This is a genomic window from Streptococcus sp. 1F3 (assembly GCF_054968985.1).
In genome coordinates, this window is record NZ_JBUEQR010000009.1 from 69,328 (window position 1) to 89,502 (window position 20,175).

General features: G+C 41.3%; 20 protein-coding genes. 1 reads left to right on the plus strand and 19 read right to left on the minus strand.

Annotated features, from left to right (window positions below; translation table 11 throughout):
• Window positions 1-9: 9 nt before the first annotated feature.
• The 3 genes from ACVPON_RS00675 to truA are packed head-to-tail and all read right to left on the minus strand — an operon-like array spanning window position 10 to window position 1,970.
• Window positions 10-480, minus strand: a complete 471-nt coding sequence (locus ACVPON_RS00675; protein ID WP_462874997.1) for an ECF transporter S component — start codon at window positions 478-480, stop codon at window positions 10-12.
• Window positions 470-1,231, minus strand: coding sequence for a bifunctional hydroxymethylpyrimidine kinase/phosphomethylpyrimidine kinase (locus ACVPON_RS00680; RefSeq protein ID WP_462874999.1), 762 nt, complete (start codon window positions 1,229-1,231; stop codon window positions 470-472). The genes ACVPON_RS00675 and ACVPON_RS00680 overlap by 11 nt, the downstream gene beginning before the upstream one ends.
• Window positions 1,221-1,970, minus strand: a complete 750-nt coding sequence (gene truA, locus ACVPON_RS00685; RefSeq protein WP_462875000.1) for a tRNA pseudouridine(38-40) synthase TruA — start codon at window positions 1,968-1,970, stop codon at window positions 1,221-1,223. Before truA ends, ACVPON_RS00680 begins: the two co-directional genes overlap by 11 nt.
• Before the next feature lie 147 nt (window positions 1,971-2,117).
• Between truA and ACVPON_RS00690 the strand changes: the two genes are divergently transcribed.
• Window positions 2,118-2,564 carry a Fur family transcriptional regulator gene (locus tag ACVPON_RS00690; RefSeq protein ID WP_462875002.1) on the plus strand — a complete coding sequence of 149 codons (447 nt, stop codon included), beginning with the start codon at window positions 2,118-2,120 and terminating at the stop codon, window positions 2,562-2,564.
• Window positions 2,565-2,720: 156 nt separating this feature from the next.
• Here the strand turns inward: ACVPON_RS00690 and ACVPON_RS00695 are convergent, their stop codons facing one another.
• The 16 genes from ACVPON_RS00695 to ACVPON_RS00770 form a co-directional block, all read right to left on the minus strand.
• The gene (locus tag ACVPON_RS00695; RefSeq protein ID WP_462875004.1) at window positions 2,721-3,386 is read right to left on the minus strand and encodes an amino acid ABC transporter permease; all 666 of its coding nucleotides are present in this window, start codon (window positions 3,384-3,386) and stop codon (window positions 2,721-2,723) included.
• Between the two features lie 354 nt (window positions 3,387-3,740).
• The gene (locus tag ACVPON_RS00700) at window positions 3,741-4,622 is read right to left on the minus strand and encodes a transporter substrate-binding domain-containing protein (RefSeq protein ID WP_462875006.1); all 882 of its coding nucleotides are present in this window, start codon (window positions 4,620-4,622) and stop codon (window positions 3,741-3,743) included.
• Window positions 4,623-4,777: 155 nt separating this feature from the next.
• A complete protein-coding gene (locus tag ACVPON_RS00705) occupies window positions 4,778-6,229 on the minus strand; it encodes an amidase (RefSeq protein WP_462875008.1) in 1,452 nt (483 codons plus the stop codon).
• A 747-nt stretch (window positions 6,230-6,976) separates the two neighbouring features.
• On the minus strand, window positions 6,977-8,107 hold the full coding sequence (gene dnaJ / locus ACVPON_RS00710; RefSeq protein WP_462875010.1) for a molecular chaperone DnaJ: 1,131 nt from the start codon (window positions 8,105-8,107) through the stop codon (window positions 6,977-6,979).
• Between the two features lie 757 nt (window positions 8,108-8,864).
• Window positions 8,865-10,688, minus strand: coding sequence for a molecular chaperone DnaK (gene dnaK / locus ACVPON_RS00715; RefSeq protein ID WP_462875013.1), 1,824 nt, complete (start codon window positions 10,686-10,688; stop codon window positions 8,865-8,867).
• A 151-nt stretch (window positions 10,689-10,839) separates the two neighbouring features.
• The gene (gene grpE, locus ACVPON_RS00720; RefSeq protein WP_462875015.1) at window positions 10,840-11,364 is read right to left on the minus strand and encodes a nucleotide exchange factor GrpE; all 525 of its coding nucleotides are present in this window, start codon (window positions 11,362-11,364) and stop codon (window positions 10,840-10,842) included.
• 284 nt (window positions 11,365-11,648) lie between these two features.
• A complete protein-coding gene (gene hrcA, locus ACVPON_RS00725) occupies window positions 11,649-12,683 on the minus strand; it encodes a heat-inducible transcriptional repressor HrcA (RefSeq protein WP_462875017.1) in 1,035 nt (344 codons plus the stop codon).
• 238 nt (window positions 12,684-12,921) lie between these two features.
• Window positions 12,922-13,119 (minus strand): hypothetical protein, encoded by a 198-nt coding sequence (locus ACVPON_RS00730; protein ID WP_462875019.1) that lies wholly within the window; start codon window positions 13,117-13,119, stop codon window positions 12,922-12,924.
• Window positions 13,116-13,649: a DUF2812 domain-containing protein gene (locus tag ACVPON_RS00735; protein ID WP_462875021.1), complete on the minus strand. Its 534-nt coding sequence runs from the start codon at window positions 13,647-13,649 to the stop codon at window positions 13,116-13,118. The genes ACVPON_RS00730 and ACVPON_RS00735 overlap by 4 nt, the downstream gene beginning before the upstream one ends.
• A 1-nt stretch (window position 13,650) precedes the next feature.
• Complete coding sequence (locus tag ACVPON_RS00740; protein ID WP_462875023.1) at window positions 13,651-13,980, minus strand: PadR family transcriptional regulator; 330 nt, start codon at window positions 13,978-13,980, stop codon at window positions 13,651-13,653.
• A 301-nt stretch (window positions 13,981-14,281) separates the two neighbouring features.
• The gene (locus ACVPON_RS00745) at window positions 14,282-14,977 is read right to left on the minus strand and encodes a histidine phosphatase family protein (protein ID WP_462875025.1); all 696 of its coding nucleotides are present in this window, start codon (window positions 14,975-14,977) and stop codon (window positions 14,282-14,284) included.
• Window positions 14,978-15,636: 659 nt separating this feature from the next.
• A complete protein-coding gene (locus ACVPON_RS00750; protein ID WP_462875027.1) occupies window positions 15,637-16,974 on the minus strand; it encodes a PFL family protein in 1,338 nt (445 codons plus the stop codon).
• Between the two features lie 10 nt (window positions 16,975-16,984).
• Window positions 16,985-17,251, minus strand: coding sequence for an ACT domain-containing protein (locus ACVPON_RS00755; RefSeq protein WP_462875029.1), 267 nt, complete (start codon window positions 17,249-17,251; stop codon window positions 16,985-16,987).
• A 330-nt stretch (window positions 17,252-17,581) separates the two neighbouring features.
• Window positions 17,582-18,448 (minus strand): type II restriction endonuclease, encoded by an 867-nt coding sequence (locus tag ACVPON_RS00760; RefSeq protein ID WP_462875031.1) that lies wholly within the window; start codon window positions 18,446-18,448, stop codon window positions 17,582-17,584.
• Window positions 18,435-19,241 carry a DNA-methyltransferase gene (locus ACVPON_RS00765; RefSeq protein WP_462875032.1) on the minus strand — a complete coding sequence of 269 codons (807 nt, stop codon included), beginning with the start codon at window positions 19,239-19,241 and terminating at the stop codon, window positions 18,435-18,437. The genes ACVPON_RS00760 and ACVPON_RS00765 overlap by 14 nt, the downstream gene beginning before the upstream one ends.
• The gene (locus tag ACVPON_RS00770; protein ID WP_462875034.1) at window positions 19,231-20,085 is read right to left on the minus strand and encodes a DNA adenine methylase; all 855 of its coding nucleotides are present in this window, start codon (window positions 20,083-20,085) and stop codon (window positions 19,231-19,233) included. Before ACVPON_RS00770 ends, ACVPON_RS00765 begins: the two co-directional genes overlap by 11 nt.
• Window positions 20,086-20,175 lie beyond the last annotated feature (90 nt).

Consider the following 20,175-nt stretch of genomic DNA (forward strand, 5'->3'; position numbering starts at 1 on the left):
TTCAACCATCTAACTCGCCTCCCTTCTGACACTTGTCATCGCTTTTGCCAGTACCGAACCAAGAACCATCCCTACTGCATTTTGAACGAGATTCCCCATCAGACCCTCTAGTGCTCCTGCTAGATTATAGAGCATCATACTAGCGATAAAATAACCTCCTACCATGGCAAAACTCGCAAGAATAAGCCCTATAAAACGTCTCTTTCCAGACCAACCAGCTGCATAGCCTTGTAGACCGTGAAAAACCAAACTAAAGAAAGCCCACTGCGGATAGCCCAGTAGCAAGTCAAGCAAAAGACCCGATAGGCCACCAACAATCGCCCCTTCTTTTGACCCTAGATAAAAGGCAGTAAAAAAGACACCGACATCTAACAGGGTAATGATTCCCGTCATCGTTGACACATGTAGGTAGCCCAAGACAAGGGTCAAGGCTGTCAAAATCGACAGTAGCACAATTTTCTGTGTTTGCTTAATTTTCATATTGCACCACCCCATATTCGTCAGATGCTTGAATAGCACGATGAACAAAATCCTTGGAACGTTTCACTGCTTCAAACACACCTACTCCCAAGGCTAGTTGGCTCGCAATACTTGAGGCAAAGGTACAGCCTGCACCAGTATTGTTTTTCTCCACAACCCGAGACTCTAAAACATGGTATTGTGTACCATCATAATAAACATCAATCGCTCGCTCCTGATCCAATCGATTGCCTCCTTTAATGACGACGTGTTGAGCACCTAGCTCATGTAAGCTCCTCGCCACCTCCTTCATGTCTTCGACATTTTGGATTTTTCTTTGGGTCAGCAACTCCGCCTCCACTAAGTTCGGAGTGATAATGGTCACATAAGGGAAGAAGGCGAGCAATTCACCACGCAGAGTGTTGACCTCCACATCATGCTTTTCTTTACAAACAAGAACCGGATCTAAAACGATCGGAAGATCTGTATATGCACGCACAACATCGAGTGCCTGTCGGGCAATGACTACATTGGGTAATAGTCCCAGTTTGATAGCAGCAAAATCTACCCCTTGCAAACTGGTCACTTGTTTTTTAAAGATGTCTTCCTCTACAGGAAATACTTCAAAGCCCGCTTCCGTCATAGCAGTCAAGCAAGTCACTGCCACAAATCCATGCAAGCCATTAACCGTATAGGTGGTCAAATCTGCATGCAGACCACCTCCACTAAAAATATCATTACCTGAAAGGGCTAATACATACTTACTCTTCATACAAAATCTCCTTTAAATACAAACCATTGGGTGCAGCTGTAGGCCCTGCTAATTGGCGGTCTCTTTCTTGTAAAATCCGCTCCACTTGCTCCACCGGCATCCGATGATTTCCAATTTTAAGCAAGGTTCCCACCATATTGCGCACCTGCTTATAGAGAAAACCATTTCCTGTAAAGGTAAAAATAAGCAGATTTTTTTCACCATTTAATTCTACACATGCCTCTGTAATCGTCCGCACCTTGTCTTCAACCGCTGTCCCTGAGGCTGTAAAACCTGTGAAATCATGCTTGCCTACCAAGGCAGAAATAGCCTCCTTTATTCGTCCAATATCCAAATCATAAGGAAAATGGGTCGCATAGTGACGCAGCATGGGATTCTTCGGTCGACCAATATCCACCAAAAATTCATAGGTTTTTTGGTGTTTGGCATAGCGACAATGAAAGTCTTCTGCTACCTGTTCAACAGCCACCACATCGATATCTTCCGGACTTTGTGTATCAAGGGCAAAGCGCAATTTTTCCACATCCCGCGCACGGGGCAGATCAAAATGGATGACCTGACCATAGGCATGAACACCACTGTCTGTCCGACCTGCTCCATGCACCACAACCTTTTGCCCGCTATTTAAAACTTGCAAGGTCTTTTCCAACTCCTCCTGAACCGTCCGTGCATGTGGTTGTCGCTGAAAACCCGAAAAATCATATCCATCATAGGAAATAATCGCTTTATATCTTGTCATAGCTTGATTGTACCACAGCCTAAAAGCCCCTGACAAGACTTTTTCTTTTCAACTGTCCTAGCACAGAAAACACCTACCAACATTTATTGGCTCTTTTTAGTCAAATGGTGTATAATAAAGGAAAATAGCAGAAAAGAGAGACGTGCCATGTCCCACCACGTACACCATAATCACTCCGATGCCTATGCGCACGTCGTGAGCCATCTAAAAGAAAAAGGTATCCGGATCACAGAAACCCGAAAGGCGGTCATTCGTCACTTGATTGATAGCCCAGACCACCCGAGTGCCGAGATGATTTACAAGGATTTGCGTCCAAACTATCCCAACATGAGCCTGGCTACGGTCTACAACAATCTCAGGGTCTTGGTTGAAGAAGGCTTTGTCACCGAGTTAAAACGCAACAATGATACAACCACCTACTATGACTTCATGGGGCACGACCACTTGAACGTCATCTGTGAACACTGCGGAAAAATTACCGACTTGATTGCCGAAGATATCCCCAGCCTCGAACAACAAGTCCGGTCCCAGACTGGCTATCAGATTACCAAGGAACTCTTGACTATTTATGGGGTCTGCCCAGACTGTCAATAGTAAAAAGAGAAAAATCATTCCAAAAGCAACAACTATTCAATCTCCCTAATGGCTCGATAAAGACAAGCAAGCGATACTCTTTAAAAACCAAAAGGAGCCCCTTACTAATGAAAGCTATTAAAAATGAAGAGAGGTATTCTCTTCATTTTTAATAGCTCAATAAGTTGCTAATCGCTTTTCTAGATGCACTTGACCTAGTGCATAGAGACTACAGATAAGCCAATAAATTAGGGCTACGCAAATATAGACTGTCATGTAATCGGACTTTGCCCCGCCAACAATCTTAGCTTTATTAAATAACTCTGGCACGGTAATCATAGCAGTTAAGGAGGTGCTTTTAACCATGTCCAGCAAGACATTACTTAAGGGTGGCACAGCAATCCGAAAGGCTTGGGGAATGATAATTTTCCGATAGATGACCGACGTTTTCAAACCGAGAGAACGCGCCGCCTCCCACTGCCCATCATCAATCGCAGACAGCGAGGAACGGATAATCTCTGAAATATAAGCACTTGACATGAGAGTAAAAGCAATGATACTTGCGCTAATAGCCTCCAACTCCACCCCCATAAAAGGGAGACCAAAGTAGATAAAAAAGAGCAAGACCATCAGTGGAATCCCTCGCATCAAGGAAATATGGAACATAGCCATATAACGTAAAGGGAAAAATCGTGATGTGCGCAAGAGAACCACAAAAAATCCACAAACTGTCCCCAAGGTAAAACCGATTAGAGACAAGGCTAGTGTATACGGCAAGCCCTCCAAGATTTTTGGAACCGCCTCTTTTGCCAACTCTAGATTAAAAATTGCCTGCCAATTCATTCTCTTCCTCCACTAGACGAGCCACATTCCTTCCATTTTTAAGCACTGAACAACCTTGCACAGATAGCCTGCAACTAGGTAATACTCTTTAAAAATCAAAAGGAGCCTTCGTCAACTTGCCTCGGTGAACGCTCATTCTACCTTCGGCTTCGATTATAAGGAAATGAGCGGTGCTACTCTCATTTCCAACCTTCCACAATTCTTAATTGCGAAAGCTAGTCTACTTTTGATTTTTATTGAGTATAAGATCATCCCTCCTAAATAGAAAGGAAATGACTATAAAAGAGAGGGAGAAAGCCAAGTATCTCTGCCTCGCTCTTCCTCACTCTCATTCTTTCTGTAGCCAAATTCTAGCTATTTCACATTCGCTAGATCAATGACTGGTAGATTTTCTACGCCTTCTTCAGGCTCTGTCAAGTCCTGACCAGCATAATACTTTTCCGAAATCGCTTTTAAGGTGCCATCTTCTTTCATTGATTTGAGCGCCTCATCTAACTTCTCTTTCAAGCTAGTATCTGCCTTACTCATCACAATTCCTTGCTCAGTCGGGTTGTACTTAGGTGTTCCCATTTTCACCTTAATATCCGGAAATTGTTGCAAGATGTATTTGACCGCAATCACTTGGGTGTAGTAATCATTAGGGATAAAATCCGTCCGTCCAGTAGATACATCACGCAGATAGACATCATTCGTCACATTGTCATAGATAACAGGTTCTGCACCCAATTTCTCTGCAAGTTTCATATACTGGGTCCCTGCACCGCCGCCAGCTTTTTTCCCTTTCCAATCGCTCAAATCTGCCGCTTCAATCCCCGATGAGCCGTCTTCACGGACAATCATACCACCGATTGAATACTTGTAAGGAATGGAGAAATTATATTTTTCAAGACGCTCTTTGGTCGTATCAAAATTATTGACCGCAATATCTACTTTTCCACTGTCTACTGCAGTAAAGGCTTCTGCAACACCGATTTCTTGGTATTCCACCTTGATATCCAAGCGTTTACCAATTTCATTGAGCATCTCAATCTCATAGCCGGTCAACTTGTCTGCATCATCGTGATAAGATGTTGGATAAAGGGTACCCGGAGTAGCGACCTTCAAAACGCCTGCTTCCTGAATCTTCTCCCATTGGGTCGCACCAGCTTTCGAAGAGGCAGTTGATGTGCCACTTGAGCAGGCTGCAAGAGCCAATGAGGACACGACCAAAGCAGCAGTAAGAACTTTCTTGAACATGTAAAAATCTCCTTTTCTTTTGGTGTTCAATCACCAATAATCTTAAATTATCACAATGAAAGGGGTTTATCAATTATTTGAACTGATATTTTTTTCACAAAGTTTTGCCCTTATTTCTCACAACCACGCTTTGTAAGGAGAGGAGATTCTTCTTTTCACAAATTATGTAAATACCCATTTTCTTCTAAGTGCTGAGCGACTTGTAAGAGGAGGTCTTCACGGCCTTTAGCAGCTGTCAGCTGAACACCAATCGGTAAGCCTTGGAGTGTTTGATAGGTCGGTAGACTGATGGAGGGCTGCCCCGTGAGGTTGGCTTGAGCAGTAAAAGGAGTCCATGCCAAGGCCTTATCAAACATCTGCCAAATGAGCGCCTGCTGCTCCTCCATACTGTACTGGTCGATGTTTTGTAGTTTTTTAGATAAAGCCTTATCCAAGGCGAATTGACCATGCTTAGGAGCAACATTTGCTACTGTAGGAGTTAGCAAGATGTCATAAGTTTCATGAAAAACTGCCATTTTCGCACTATATTGGTCCCAATCCTGTAAAATCTGACTATAGCGATAGGCAGGAATGGTGTGACCACTTCGGTAAAGAACCCAGGTCATCAACTCCATATCCTCTATGGTCATCTTGCGTCCCAAACCAGCTTCAATTCCCATAAACATCTGCGCTGTCTCCACACTATTCATCATATAGTAAGAAGCGATAAGCTCTTTTCCGTCTAAGGGATACTGACTCAATTCTACCACTTGGTGTCCTAAAGCTTCTAGGACTGGCAAGAGCTCTAGAACAGCAGCTTTTGCATCAGCTGATACCTGTGACCCAATCGGTGATTGGAGGGAAAAAGCAATCCTAAGTGGTCTTTTTTCTTCTTCAAATAAACTAGCCCAAGATAGAGGGACCAAAGGAAAAGGGGCTTCTACCTGGTAGGTCTGCAAATGGTAGAGAAGTCGCTTGGTGTCCCGGACCGACTTAGTCAAGGCAAAATGCACCGAAGCTCCTTGCCATCCCCGATACGAAGACGGTCCAACCGGTATCCGACCGCGACTAGTCTTTAAGCCTATAAGCCCATTAAAACTAGCCGGGATACGAATGGAACCTCCTCCGTCAGAAGCTCCCGCCAAGCTCACCATACCAGACGATACAGCTGCAGCTGAACCACCACTTGACCCGCCTGCATTACGGGTCATATCTATCGGTAGCTTGACAGAACCATGCAAGGCGCTGTCAGAGATATTCTTAAAGCCAAATTCTGGCGTATTGGTTCGCCCCAATACAATAAAACCTAATTCTTCCAGCTTTTGCGTATACCTATCACTCTTTTGGGCCCTGTAATTGGCAAACAGACGAGAACCCGATGTCGACAAGACCCCTTCTTGCTCCTGTCCTAAATCTTTCAACAAAATCGGAACACCTGCAAAGGGTTTAGACCCTATTTCCAAATGCCTCGAACGCTCCAACGCCTCTTCATACTGGGTGCTCACAACTGCATTCAAACTCGGATTCAAAGCCTCAATCTTATCAATACTCGCTTTTACACATTCCTCAGCAGAGACCTCCCCTTCTCTGATAGCCTCTGCTATAGCGGTCGCATCTTGGTACATCACACTCCTCCATTTTCTATGCTTTATACTCTTCAAAGGTCGTCAGCGCCACCTTGCCATACGCTACGATGGTCACGCAAGTTCCTTTGACAACTGACAAAAGGACAACCGTTTTCTGCTGATGTAATGCCTTATCAGGACACAAAAATTCTAGCTTTTACTCGCTACAGCTTGATTTCCTTTCAGTCTCCCTCATCCGGCACTCAGCTTGTGACAGATTTTATCCATCACCAACTTTAGCCTATCATGAAATACAAAAATCAGCAAGCCATCCTGACTAAACTTCAAACACGGCTTAGGGACTGCACCACTATCTAGTTGTTTCGTTTCCTTTTAGTACTAGGCAAGGAGTTGAAGGTTGGAAATCATACTGACGATAGTCAGTAACAATCGTAGAGTACGGCAAAGGGAGTTCCAATTATCTAGAAGATGATTGGAAGTTGGAAGTAAAGAAACGGAGTTTCCGCAATCGTTGAAGTAATAAAAGTTAAACGAAATGAGTATAAAAGGCAAACGAAATGAGTATACCTTCATAAAAGCTCAAACGAATAAGCCCTTCAAGCTCTTTTTTGAAGAAAGCTACTAAAAAATCGCTTAAAATACCAGACTGAATAGTCTTGATTTCAAGCGATATTCTTTCAAGTCTAGGACTTCTTTTCCCAAACGTTTCTCATCTAAAAGCTCTCTTCGTTCACTACTTATTTTGTACGTATTGAGTCATTCGTACATTCTATCGTTAGAACGAAAGGACTATAAATCATCAAAGGCATCTTTAACCTTATCAAAAAATCCCTTTTTCTGTGGATGAACAGCGATATTTCCCGCTGTCGCAAATGCTTTCAATGCCTCTTTTTGTCGATCATTGAGGTTGGTTGGGGTGACAACGTTAATCGTCACGTATTGGTCTCCCACAAGACCACCACGTAGACTTGGTGCCCCCTTACCTTTCAGGCGGAATCTCTTGCCCGTCTGGGTTCCCTCAGGAATCACCAAATCAACATCACCATGGACAGTCGGTACATGCACTGTATCACCTAAGGCAGCCTGAACAAAGTTCAGATTTAATTTGTAATGAATGGTTGTTCCGTCACGTTCAAACTTGTCTGATGCCTGTACCTGAATCACCACAAAAAGATCTCCATAAGGACCACCGTTAAATCCAGCTTCCCCCTGACCTGAAAGACGGATTTTTTGCCCAGTCTCAACACCAGCTGGAACTTTTACCGTTACTGTATGGGCTTGTTTTTCATGACCTGTTCCGTGACAAGTGTTGCATGGCTCCTTAATTTCTTTTCCACGACCATGACAAACATCGCAGGTCACTTGACGGCGCATCATACCGAGCGGTGTTTGGGTATCAACATTGATAACTCCTGCTCCATGACAGCGACCACAGGTCACCGGACTGGTTCCTGGCTTAGCACCTGAACCCGTACAAGTCCGACAAGTTGCTTCACGATTGTAGCTGACTTCTTTTTCCGCCCCAAAGATTGCTTCTTCAAATTTCAAGTTGATACGATATTGAAGGTCATCACCCTGACGAGGTGCATTCGGATTGCGGCTGGCACCGCCTCCCCCAAAGAAGCTAGAAAAAATATCTTCAAAGCCGCCAAAGCCTGCTCCATCAAAGCCACTAAAGCCACCACCACCGAAGCCACCCTGGGCTCCAGCTGCACCAAATTGGTCATAGTTTGCCCGCTTTTGAGCATCACTCAAGGTTTCATAAGCCTCTTGAATATCCTTGTATTTTTGTTCCGCACCAGTCTCTTTATTGATATCTGGGTGGTACTTCTTGGACATTTTTCGATAAGCTTTTTTGATCTCATCTTGGGAAGCATCTTTCGAAACCCCAAGACGATCATAAAATTCTGTATTGTTCATTTAAGATACCAAGCCCGTAAACGGCAACGTCAAAATAGCCAATGTAACGAAGACGCTTGCGTCTAGGAAACGTTTGTCTTTTTGACACAGACGTTAGGGCGGGTTCAATTACTTGAACACTTTTATTCCTTTCTTTTTAAGTTACTATAGAAAAGCTGTTCCTACAAGATAGGGCTTTTTTGAAAAGCTCACTTCCTGCACTACTTATTTTGTGCCTATGGAGCTATTCATACATTCTGGTTTAAAACGAAAGCACTATCGTAAGCAGACACTTCCTTTCTACTAATACTCAATAAAAATCAAAAGTAGACTAGCTTTTACAATTAAGAATTGTGAAAGGTTGGAAATGAGAGTAGTACCGCTAATTTCCTTATAATCGAAGCCGAAGGTAGAACGAGCGTTCACCAAGGCAAGTCGACGAAGTATCCTTTTGATTTTTAAAGAGTATAAGATACCAAACCCGTAAAAAGCACGGTGAAAATAGGAAGTTTGATGAAGAAACTCAAAAGATCCTATTATCAAAAACAGAGGCTGGGGTTCAACCTCTGTGATTGTTTTTTATCGTTGCTATTTTTGAGACATATTGCTGACTGTTTGACAACGCTAGAAAATAAAATCAAGTTGCTAAGACCGAACTCGGACTAAAAGTAAACGAAACAACTATAAATGCTTTTCGAGCTAGTGAGACTTTAGGCAATTCGCCATAGCGATTGCCGTAGAATGACAACCACTTTCGTGGTTAGTCATTCTTAACGAGTTATTTTTCTGTAAACTCACCGTCTACCACATCATCACCTGCTTGGTCTGAGTTAGTTGCACCTTCTGCACCTTGGGCTGCTTGTTGAGCTGCTGCAGCTTGTTCATACATTTTTACAGCTAGACCTTGGGCTTTTTCATTCAGGTTTTCCAATTTTGCTTTCATGTCATCCAAGTTATTCTCTTCTTGCGCTTTTTTCAATTCGTCAAGGGCTACTTGGGCTGCATCACGTTCTGCATCAAATCCTTTGCCTTCTGTTTCTTTGATTGTTTTTTCAGTAGCAAAGATTGCTTGGTCTACTTCATTGCGAAGGTCTACTTCTTCTTTGCGTTTTTTATCTGCTTCAGCGTTCGCTTCTGCATCTTTCATCATGCGATCGATTTCTTCGTCTGTCAATCCTGAATTAGATTGGATAACAATCGTTTGCTCTTTTTGAGTTCCAAGATCTTTGGCCTTAACAGATACGATACCATTTTTATCGATATCAAAGGTTACTTCAATTTGAGGAATACCACGAGGAGCTGCTGGAATATCTGTCAATTGGAAACGACCAAGTGTTTTGTTATCCGCTGCCATTGGACGTTCACCTTGAAGAACATGGATATCTACCGCTGGTTGGTTATCTGCTGCTGTCGAGAAGACTTGTGATTTAGAAGTTGGGATAGTAGTATTTCGCTCAATCAATTTTGTAAAGACACCACCCATTGTTTCAATACCGAGTGACAATGGTGTTACATCAAGAAGAACCACATCTTTCACATCACCAGAGATAACACCACCTTGGATAGCAGCACCCATAGCAACAACTTCATCTGGGTTTACTGATTTATTTGGCTCTTTACCAGTTTCAGCTTTGACAGCTTCTACAACGGCTGGGATACGTGTTGAACCACCGACAAGAATCACTTCATCAATTTCTGAAATAGAAAGCCCAGCATCTGAAAGAGCACGGCGAACTGGCTCTTTTGTACGTTCCACAAGGTCACGTGTCAAATCATCAAATTTTGCACGAGTAAGGGTCATTTCCAAGTGGAGAGGTCCTGCTTCTCCTGCAGTAATAAATGGCAAGCTGATTTGAGTTGAAGTCACACCAGAAAGATCTTTCTTGGCTTTTTCAGCCGCATCTTTCAAACGTTGAACGGCCATTTTATCTGCTGACAAGTCAATGCCGTTTTCTTTCTTAAATTCTGCTACCATGTGGTCGATAATTTTTTGGTCAAAGTCATCTCCACCCAGTTTGTTGTCTCCAGCAGTTGCAAGAACATCAAAGACACCGTCACCCAATTCAAGAATCGAAACGTCAAAGGTTCCTCCACCAAGGTCAAATACCAAGATTTTTTCTTCTTTTTCTGTCTTATCAAGACCGTAAGCAAGAGCTGCGGCTGTTGGTTCATTTACGATACGCTCTACTTCAAGACCTGCAATTTTACCTGCATCTTTCGTCGCTTGACGTTGTGCGTCATTAAAGTAGGCAGGTACAGTGATAACAGCTTTTGTTACTTTCTCACCAAGGTATTCTTCTGCATAGCCTTTCAAGTATTGAAGAATCATGGCAGAAATTTCTTGAGGAGTGTATTCTTTCCCGTTCGCTGCCACTTTTTCAGCAGTTCCCATTTTTGATTTGATCGAGATAATCGTATCTGGGTTCGTCACCGCTTGGCGTTTTGCGGCATCACCGACGATGATCTCACCATTTTTGAACGATACCACAGATGGAGTGGTACGATTTCCTTCTGGGTTCGCAATGATTTTGCTTTCTGTTCCCTCAAGAACAGCTACCGCAGAGTTTGTAGTTCCTAAGTCAATACCAATAATTTTACTCATGTTTGTTTCCTCTTTTATAATGTTTTTCTTTTTATCTTCACCTCAAGGAGGCAAAGAATTTATAGGCAAGTTTCCAGCTTGCTATTTTCTCTGTTAGCATTTGGAAGTTTTACGACATTACGGTCGTACATACATACCATTTTCTTATGTCTTAAGAATAGACAACCACCATGGCTGGACGCAACACCCTTTCATGCAAGGTATATCCTTTTTGGAAGACCTGCGCAATCGTGTCTGCTGGATGCTCATCATCTGCCGGCATGGTCTGAATCGCCATATGAAAGTTAGGATCAAAAGCTCCGTCCGCCACCACCTCTTGTATACCTTCATCTTTGAGGGCTTGAACGAGACTTTCTTGAACCATTTCAAGACCCTTTTTCACATCATCTGTCAACCCCTCTACCGCTAGGGCACGTTCTAGATTATCAAGCGATGGCAAAATCGCCTTTGCCAAATCTTGACTGCGGTATTTTTGCAACGTTTGCCGTTCTTCGCTACTGCGACGTTGAATATTTTGCATCTCTGCTACCGCACGCAGATACTTATTTTCAAAGTCCTCAGCACGCTCATTTGCAAGTTCCAATTCTGATTTTTCTTGAGGTGTTTCTTCTTGGACAGCTTCTTCTATCCCTTCCACTTCCTCAACCTGTTCTTCTTTTTTTATTTCTTCGGTCACATGAAACCTCCTTTAATACTATGGTTAGAATGCTCTCATCTTCTTACTTGACTCTTGACGTCCTCACATCGTAATTGAGTTCGGACTAAGAGTTGTGTAAAAAAGATAGACTTTCTTGTGTTCATGGAACACTGCGTCAGTCTCCTATTTTTACTTGACTCTTGACGTCCTCACATTGTAATTGAGTTCGGACTAAGAGTTGTGTAAAAAAGACAGACTTTCTTGTGTTCATGGAACACTGCGTCAGTCTCCTATTTTTACTTGACTCTTGACGTCCTCACATCTTAATGTACCTCATAATGGTTACTACTCAAATAACGATAGAAATCGGTTAATTTCATCATGAGGACGCGATTGACGAGGTTAATTAAGCTCATCAGGCGGTTGTAGTCCACATTGATCGGTCCGATGACGGACAAGAGCCCAAATCCCCGATAGGGAATGAGGAACTTGGTTGTCACCACAGTTAGATTAGAGAGCGATTGCTCTTGACTATCAGCTACCTTGACACTTTGCATTTCATCCTCAGCTAGATTGCTCCGCATTTCAAGGGCTACCTTTTGCGGAGAATCAAAGAATTGATAGGTTTGAATATCTGCAAAATCGAGCAAGCGAATCTTCCCAGCAGTTACAAGGTCCTCTGTAAAAAGGTCTGTAAAAATGTATTCAAATAAATGAAGAACATTGTCTGTTGTAATAAAATGCCGTTGAATAACTTGCGGAATCTCGGTTCGTAACTTGTAATGAATATCCAAGACCGATTTTCCAAGCAGGCGATCTCTCACCAGATTTCTAACTTCCATTAAATCACCGCGGAGAAAATTCTTAGGAATGGCAAACTGCCTAGTCAGTGTTTTCGACTCATCTAAAGTCATAACGGCTAGGGCTGCATGCTGACTAAGAATCACAATCTCAAAGGCGGTTAACTTTTGCTGGCTCGGCTCAACATCAAGCACTGCCACCGTACAAGTAGTCAAATCCGACAGAGTAGTTGCTGCAGTCTGAAAAATATCATCCAAACGGAAAAACTCACGATCAAAACGTCTAACCACTTGATAAACATCTTCTTCAGCTAGGCTATCAAATGTCAAGGAATGCTCCACAAAGTATTTGAATCCTTCCACACTAGGCATGCGCCCGCTTGAGGTATGGGCTTTTTCAAGCAAACCCTTTTTCTCAAGAGCTGCCATATCATTTCGGATAGTCGCACTACTAGAAGCAATACTTTCTTGGAGAGCTTTCGATCCCACTGGCTCATGTGTTTTTGTAAAGATTTCAACGATTAAATTTAAAATTTCATGTTGGCGTTCTGTTACCAAAAACTCACCTCCAATCAGGATTTCTTCATTAGCACTCTAACCTTCTGAGTGCTAACTCATGATTCTATTATACACCCTTCTCCCAAATTGTCAAGACAGAAAAGCAAAAAATTAGCACTCTTTTCACAAGAGTGCTAAAAATCAGTCTAAAGACCTAGACAGGGAGATACAAGTACACTTTATCACAATTGTAATCCTTCCCCTTCTGCCTTATGCTCCATCAAACTTCCCTATTTGTCTAGTCTACTTCTTTACATTTCCCTAACCTATACAAGATAATGCCTATCAAGAGAGGATGAAGTAGGAGAATGAAATTTGTCACCATCGTAGAAACTGTCAGGTGATCAAACTGCAACCGATGTAGGTTCAGCCCAAAATTGATACATAGTATCGGCAAGACTAGAATAGCAGACCGCTTATAATGTTTACTTTTCATTTTAATCCTCCTTTTGCATACCGCTTTCTTAACGCGTAAAAACCATAACCACAATATATAAGTGAACCAATATAAAGAATTGCCAGAATTACCCATAAGGGCAAGAGCGAATGACTCCCCTCTCCAGCATGAAGAGCATTCCACAGGAAACCGAGACTCAGCAGCAACAACCCTACAAACCGCCACTTGAAAATTCGACCAATCATCTCTAACTTGGTCTGATTGTCACTATAAATATCGACCTCTTCGCCAACGATAATGGCTTTGCGGAAGTAAACAAAATGATTGCAAACACCGACATACTCCCAACCATAATCTTTATACATTTGATGATAGATATCCCAATCTTCACCTAGTCGGGGTTTAAAATCCAAGCGATAGATAACCTCTTCCGGATTGCATCTTTCAAAGATAAACAAACAGGCAAGGCGGACTTCTTTTAACTTCCAACCTGTGCGGTGCATGGCAGTCAAATATTCCTCTTCCTTTTCAAAATCTGTGATGAAGAAGAATTTTAGTTCTTTTTTCATGTCACAACTCCTTTCCAACCTTCTCACCTCGACTATTTCGATAAAGACGTGAAATCCGACTCTTTTCAATCTCTAAAACCGCTCGTCCCAACTCTGTTATTCGATAGAGTTTCCGTTTTTCCTCCTCACGAACCAAGGCAATGAGCCCATCCTTTTCCATCTTAGAAAGAGTTCCGTACATGGTACCTGGACTAATCACGACTTGACCACCAGTCAAATCTTTTGTCTTTTGGGTAATGTCATAGCCATGCCTTTCCTCCTGTAAGGCAAACAAGATATAAAATGCAGTCTCGGTCATCGGAAGATAGATCCGTCTTATTTTTTCTTCCATCTACTTCTCCTTTTATGGTCTTCTAGTGCACATTTTATAGCTTTTAACAATTCACTTCGTGTACTCCTTATTCTGTACTTGTCAACTGATTGCTACATTTTATTTTGAAGCAAAAACACTAGCATAAGATGTATCGAATCTCGATGTATTTATTGTATCGAAGTTCGATATACTTGTCAAGAAAAAAGAACCTGTTTTCATAGCTGATTACAGGTTCTAAAAAAGAGGAGCAGATGACCTTTTAAACCGTCCCCACTCCTATTTTTTATCTAGACATCTTCTGTCTTTCTTCGTTTATTCTTTAATCTCTCTTCTTCAGAAGTTCTGCTCCCATATGTCGATAGGACAGGTCCCCAACTGCTTCAATACTGAATTGACCATTTTCATATTTCAAAATAGTGATCGAACCATTATCTAATGCTAAGTTGGTTGGGCGCTCTGGTGCTAATAAATGAACCAGGGTCGCAATAGTCATACCATGGCTGACAATTAAGGCATTGCCACCACCTTGCTTTTCCAGGTCTTTCGCAATACTTTCAAAGCCACTTAAAATACGATCTTTTAAAACCTCCCAAGGCTCAGACCAATTCGCTGAATCGGCCTCATATACCCCATTTGCAATTTCTTCAAAAGTCATCGTACTAGCATCTAGAATGCCACTGATACGTGGTAGCACACCATTAAACAGTTCTGCATCGTACATTCCTTCAAAACTACCAAAACACCACTCACGAATCCGCTTATCTTGATAGTAGGGAATTTTTCCTAAAATTCCTAGTTCCCTTTGAGCAATCGTAATGGTCTGAACAGTCCGTCCCAAGTCGCTAGATACAGCCACTTTAAATTTTAAGCCTGCTTCTTTCAAACCAAGACCCAACTCACGAATCCCCTCCTCACCACTTCTTGTTAAAGGGGTATCACACCACCCTTGAACACGACCAATCGTATTAAACATCGTCTTTCCGTGACGGGCAATGTATAATCTTATGTCTGCCATCTTGTCCCTCCTCGTATTTCCTCATACTATTATACCAAAAAACGACTGCCTAGGACAATCGTTTCCCATCCACGTCACGCATGAAGAAAATGCATGTAACGATTTTTCTAGCTACATACATTTTTTTAGAATATTTTCGGAAAACGTATACTTTCAGCAGGGGTTATCCCTCATTTCCAAAGCGATTATATCACATTTTTCTACCAAAAACTGACGGCAATCTTGAACATATGATTTCTGAAAACAAAATATTCTTCATGCCTTTATCGTTTTTCTCACCCCAAACACTATTTCCCTTACTGACATGACAGCCTATCAGGGACGGTGACGGTCACGCTCCGCTCTAGAGGAACATTGTAGAAGAAAGATGTAAAAAATATTTGCGTCCTATAGAGACACCTTGATACTCAATAAACATCAAAAGTAGACTAGCTTTCACAATTAAGAATTTGAAAGGTTGGAAATGAGAGTAGCACCGCTCATTTCCTTATAATCGAAGCCGAAGGTAGAACGAGCGTTCACCAAGGCAAGTTGACGAAGTAGCCTTTTGATTTTTAAAGAGTATTACTACAAATGGAGTAGCCGAGGGGCGAATGTTGCTGATTTCTCAAGTATGGTATCAATTCCAGCAATGAAAACCAATCAGCAAATCGCTCAATCTAATTCTTAAAACTGTGGATTGGCGCTGGAATTTGTCCACCACGTGCAATAAAATCAGCAGAGGAGGCTTGGTTGACCTTCATGACAGGTGCCGTTCCAAGCAGTCCACCAAATTCAATCATATCCCCCTCTTTTCCCTTGGGAATAATCCGTACAGCGGTGGTTTTCTGATTGATAACCCCAATCGCTGCCTCGTCCGCAATCATGGCGGCAATGGTTGTGGCAGGAGTTGATTCAGGAATCGCAATCATATCTAATCCCACTGAACAAATAGCTGTCATTGCTTCTAATTTTTCCAAATTGAGCGAACCTGACTGAACTGCTGCAATCATTCCTTCGTCCTCAGAGACAGGAATAAAGGCTCCTGACAGACCACCGACTTGGTTACAAGCCATAACACCGCCTTTTTTAACTTGATCATTGAGAAGAGCAAGAGCAGCTGTCGTCCCATGTGTACCAACTGTTTCGAGGCCCATTTCTTCCAAGACCCGTGCTACTGAATCTCCGACCGCAGGAGTTGGTGCTAAGCTCAAATCAACGATACCAAATCGCACACCGAGACGCTCGCTCGCCATTTGACCGACTAATTGACCGATACGCGTAATCTTAAAAGCAGTCTTTTTGACTGTCTCAGCGACCACATCAAAACGTTCTCCACGTACCTTTTCAAGCGCCCGTTTGACTACACCAGGTCCCGATACACCGACATTGATGACCACATCTGCTTCACCAACTCCGTGAAAGGCTCCTGCCATAAAGGGATTATCCTCAACTGCATTCGCAAAAACCACCAGTTTAGCAGCCCCCATTTCAGAAAGTTCCGCTGTTTCCTTAATGATTCGACCCATATCTCCTACAGCCGTCATGTTAATCCCTGTCTTGGTTGAACCAATATTGACCGATGAACAAACCTTGTCCGTCTCAGCGAGGGCTCGAGGAATAGAGTTGATTAAAATCTCATCACCTTTTTGATACCCTTTTTGCACTAAGGCAGAAAAACCACCGATGAAATCAACCCCAATTTCTTTTGCCGCTCGATCAAGCGCCTTAGCAAGTGGTACATAGTCTGTGGCATCAGTCGCTGCCCCAATCAAGGCAATCGGGGTCACACTGACCCGTTTATTCACAATAGGAATCCCCAACTCAGCCGCAATAGCATCTCCGACCGCGACCAAATCACGCGCCTTGGTCGTAACCTTTTGGTAAATCTTCTCAGCCGCACAATCAATATCTGGATCAATACAATCAAGGAGCGAAATGCCCATCGTAATGGTTCTGATGTCAAAATTCTGCTCCTCAATCATAGCAATGGTTTCTGTTACTTGTCTAATATCCATACGCCACCTCTTAAATGGTATACATCGCTTCAAAAATCGCTGCACTTTGAATGTTAATCTTGACATTTAGGCTCTCACCAAAAGCATCAAATTCCTGTCGCAAAATCGTGAAATCCTTTTTTTCATCACTTGACACCACTGCCATCATGGTGAAAAATTCATCTAAGACAGTCTGTGAAATATCATCGATATTGAGTCCCAAGTCTGCAATCTTAGCAGAAACCCCTGCTACAATTCCTGTCTTATCTTTTCCTACAACCGTAATAATTGCTTTCATATCCTACTCCACTCCTCATAGTGTATACGCCAAGAAAACCAAAGCGTCAAAGAAGCATTTTGACCTTCTTGGAATATCATTTTTCTTATTGTAGCACAAAGCCTCCCTTTCTGTATAGCTTCATGGATTCTAACCTTACCGATAAAGGGCTAAAAACAAACGTTTTCTAGAGAGAAATAGCCACTCTGCATCCTACATTTCTTTTAAACATGGAAAAACCCCTCTTTAGTTTCTAGTGAATACTGATTTTTCACTATCTACTTTTAGAGGAGTAGCTCTCTATACAAAAACTTTCTATTTTCAAGCTCTATATTTCTTTTACTACCTTAGCTACTTCAGAGTTCCTAAGATATTATTTTTTAGATCGTTAATATTATATAGAAAAGGCAATACATCAAAAGTTTCACGTAAATTCTTTCTTGCACTATTCCATCCCTTACCATCTGTAAACCACATAAATTCAACATTTTGAATCCCCTTGGTTTCTTCTGTAATCATCTTATAGGAACGAGCTGTCTCATTTAATTTTGAACCACCACTAGAATAAAAATTAACTTCCACTAAATATAAAGTATTTTCCGTCTTAATAACAAAATCAAATCGTTTAGAAGTATTGCCCTCATTGGTAATTGCAGATAAGTCTACCGAAAATAATCGCTCAACTTCATCTTGATAAATTTCTTTGAAGAGATTTATTCCCATAACATACCCTTCTGCCTCAAGATAGCTTTGAACGATATTTTCCATAGCGTGACCAGTACGATTTTTACGCCCATTAGTATCCATACCCACTTCAACACCCGTTACATAGTCAACTAGATTAGAGACTAAATGATTTTGTAACAAGTCAAATATACCTGATTTCTCTAAAAAATCTGCATATTCTTCGTCAGAATAGTCTCGTTTTTTAAAATCAAAATAGAAATCTTTTTCAGCATCCTTTACGACTATCCTATCTTTTAAGCGCTTCGCAATAATAATTGGGATGATTTTTAAAATTTCGGGATAATCTGATAATAGTATTAAAAATTCCTCTCTTATATTCGAACTTCCAATCAAGCTATTCATTATATTCAAAGGGACTTTTATTGATTCGACATTTTGATATACTTTTTTAAAATCCGTATAATAAGTCCAATCGGCTACAGTATCCGTCATCGTAGACAACCACTGTTCAAAATTTCTAGTTTGCTTCACTCTCTTTCTCCAATCTTCTCCTCGCTATCTTTAGAAAGTCTTCTTCAGCATCTATTCCTATAAATTTCCTACCTAATCGCTTAGCCACAACACCGGTTGTTCCACTTCCTACAAATGGATCTAAAATATAATCATTTTCTTGAGTTGAAGCCAATATGATTCGCTCCAAAAGATACTCAGGTTTTTGAGTAGGATGCTTTCCAGCCCATTTTTCTGATTGTTTCGTAAGCGATCCCGTCCAAACATCTTTCATTTGCTTCCCATGGTTCAATTCTTTCATTAAATTGTAATTATAGTAGTGACGAGCTTTTTTATCATCTTTTCGAGCCCACAGAATCGTTTCAGTTGAATGCGTGAAATAGCGACATGATAGATTAGGAGCCGGGTTTGTCTTTTGCCAAGTGATGTTATTCAGAATTTTAAACCCTTCTTGCTCCAGAGCCATACCAACTGAATAGATATTATGAAAACTCCCAGAAATCCAGATTGTCCCATTTGGCTTCAAAACTTTCTTAGCCAATTGAATCCATTTTCGATTAAAATGATGTTTTTCTTCTAGTGAGCTAACCTTGTCCCAATATCCTTTATCAACTGCAACAACTTGCCCCCCAGAATTAGATATTCCACCATTACTTAAAAAATACGGTGGATCAGCAAAAATCATATCGATACTTTCAAGTTTCATTTTTGATAAACATTCAAAAGTATCCGCATGAACAAGAATTGATTTACCTTTATGATAGTATGGCTTAGTCATTAAAACTCCTCCATACTTATATTCGTTATTTTTCATAATTAGTTACAATAACTTCCGATATCTTCCCACGACTAGAGGTTTTAGCACCATTGGTCCGAATGACTTCCACCCTATGGATATTAAAATCTTGGTATAATTCTTCAACTAATGGACTAGAGGAATTTGATAACATCACAAAGGCACCTTTTTTAGACAACATTTTAAAAGTGTCCCTTAATCGGACTTGATCTTCATAAGAAAAGCCCTCATGAGTGTAAGATGTAAAAGCGCTCGTCTCTGAGAGGGGGATATAGGGAGGATCGAAATAGACAAAGTCTCTTGCTTGAACTGCTTCAACTGCTTTTTCAAAGTCCCCATTCAAAATATGAATGTTATTGTCGTTAAGATATTTTGAAATGTTCAGTAGTAAGTCAGCATCAACAATTTTAGGATTCTTATAGCGACCATAGGGAACATTAAACTGATTCTTAGAATTAACACGATACAAACCATTGAAGTCAACTCTCAACATATACATAATGCGCGCAGAGCGTTCAACAGCTGACATCTCGTTAATCCGTCCATCCCTATCAACAGAACGCAACTCTAGATAATATTCTTTTGAATTCCTTTCCTGGTGATTGGTTAGTAATGCGATTAATTCATCTGGATTATCCTTTATCTGTTGGTAACAATTTATTAGTTCGCTATTGAAATCATTGATGTAAGCCGTCTTTGGTGCTAATTCAAAAAATAAAGCTCCCCCACCAATAAATGGCTCAAAATAATGATTGTAAGAATCCGGCATAAACGATTGAATAATTGGAAGTAACTGTCGTTTTCCACCAGTCCATTTCGTGAAAGGTTGTAATGTTTTTGACGTATTTGTTTGTATTTTCATTACCAATAGTATACCATATTCTTTCAGCATTGAGCTGCCATTTTTCAAAACATGATTTTGGATATTTCCTCAAAATTACACAGATAATCC

Bases quoted from the DNA above. Each gene is read 5' to 3' on its own strand.
- ACVPON_RS00680 (WP_462874999.1), bottom strand. From the start codon at position 1,231: ATGAAGAGTAAGTATGTATTAGCCCTTTCAGGTAATGATATTTTTAGT.
- truA (WP_462875000.1), bottom strand. From the start codon at position 1,970: ATGACAAGATATAAAGCGATTATTTCCTATGATGGATATGATTTTTCG.
- ACVPON_RS00735 (WP_462875021.1), bottom strand. From the start codon at position 13,649: ATGAAAAAAGAACTAAAATTCTTCTTCATCACAGATTTTGAAAAGGAA.
- dnaK (WP_462875013.1), bottom strand. From the start codon at position 10,688: ATGAGTAAAATTATTGGTATTGACTTAGGAACTACAAACTCTGCGGTA.
- ACVPON_RS00770 (WP_462875034.1), bottom strand. From the start codon at position 20,085: ATGAAAATACAAACAAATACGTCAAAAACATTACAACCTTTCACGAAA.
- ACVPON_RS00740 (WP_462875023.1), bottom strand. From the start codon at position 13,980: ATGGAAGAAAAAATAAGACGGATCTATCTTCCGATGACCGAGACTGCA.
- ACVPON_RS00745 (WP_462875025.1), bottom strand. From the start codon at position 14,977: ATGGCAGACATAAGATTATACATTGCCCGTCACGGAAAGACGATGTTT.
- ACVPON_RS00730 (WP_462875019.1), bottom strand. From the start codon at position 13,119: ATGAAAAGTAAACATTATAAGCGGTCTGCTATTCTAGTCTTGCCGATA.
- ACVPON_RS00690 (WP_462875002.1), top strand. From the start codon at position 2,118: ATGTCCCACCACGTACACCATAATCACTCCGATGCCTATGCGCACGTC.
- dnaJ (WP_462875010.1), bottom strand. From the start codon at position 8,107: ATGAACAATACAGAATTTTATGATCGTCTTGGGGTTTCGAAAGATGCT.
- ACVPON_RS00700 (WP_462875006.1), bottom strand. From the start codon at position 4,622: ATGTTCAAGAAAGTTCTTACTGCTGCTTTGGTCGTGTCCTCATTGGCT.
- ACVPON_RS00765 (WP_462875032.1), bottom strand. From the start codon at position 19,241: ATGAAAAATAACGAATATAAGTATGGAGGAGTTTTAATGACTAAGCCA.
- ACVPON_RS00675 (WP_462874997.1), bottom strand. From the start codon at position 480: ATGAAAATTAAGCAAACACAGAAAATTGTGCTACTGTCGATTTTGACA.
- ACVPON_RS00755 (WP_462875029.1), bottom strand. From the start codon at position 17,251: ATGAAAGCAATTATTACGGTTGTAGGAAAAGATAAGACAGGAATTGTA.
- ACVPON_RS00750 (WP_462875027.1), bottom strand. From the start codon at position 16,974: ATGGATATTAGACAAGTAACAGAAACCATTGCTATGATTGAGGAGCAG.
- ACVPON_RS00695 (WP_462875004.1), bottom strand. From the start codon at position 3,386: ATGAATTGGCAGGCAATTTTTAATCTAGAGTTGGCAAAAGAGGCGGTT.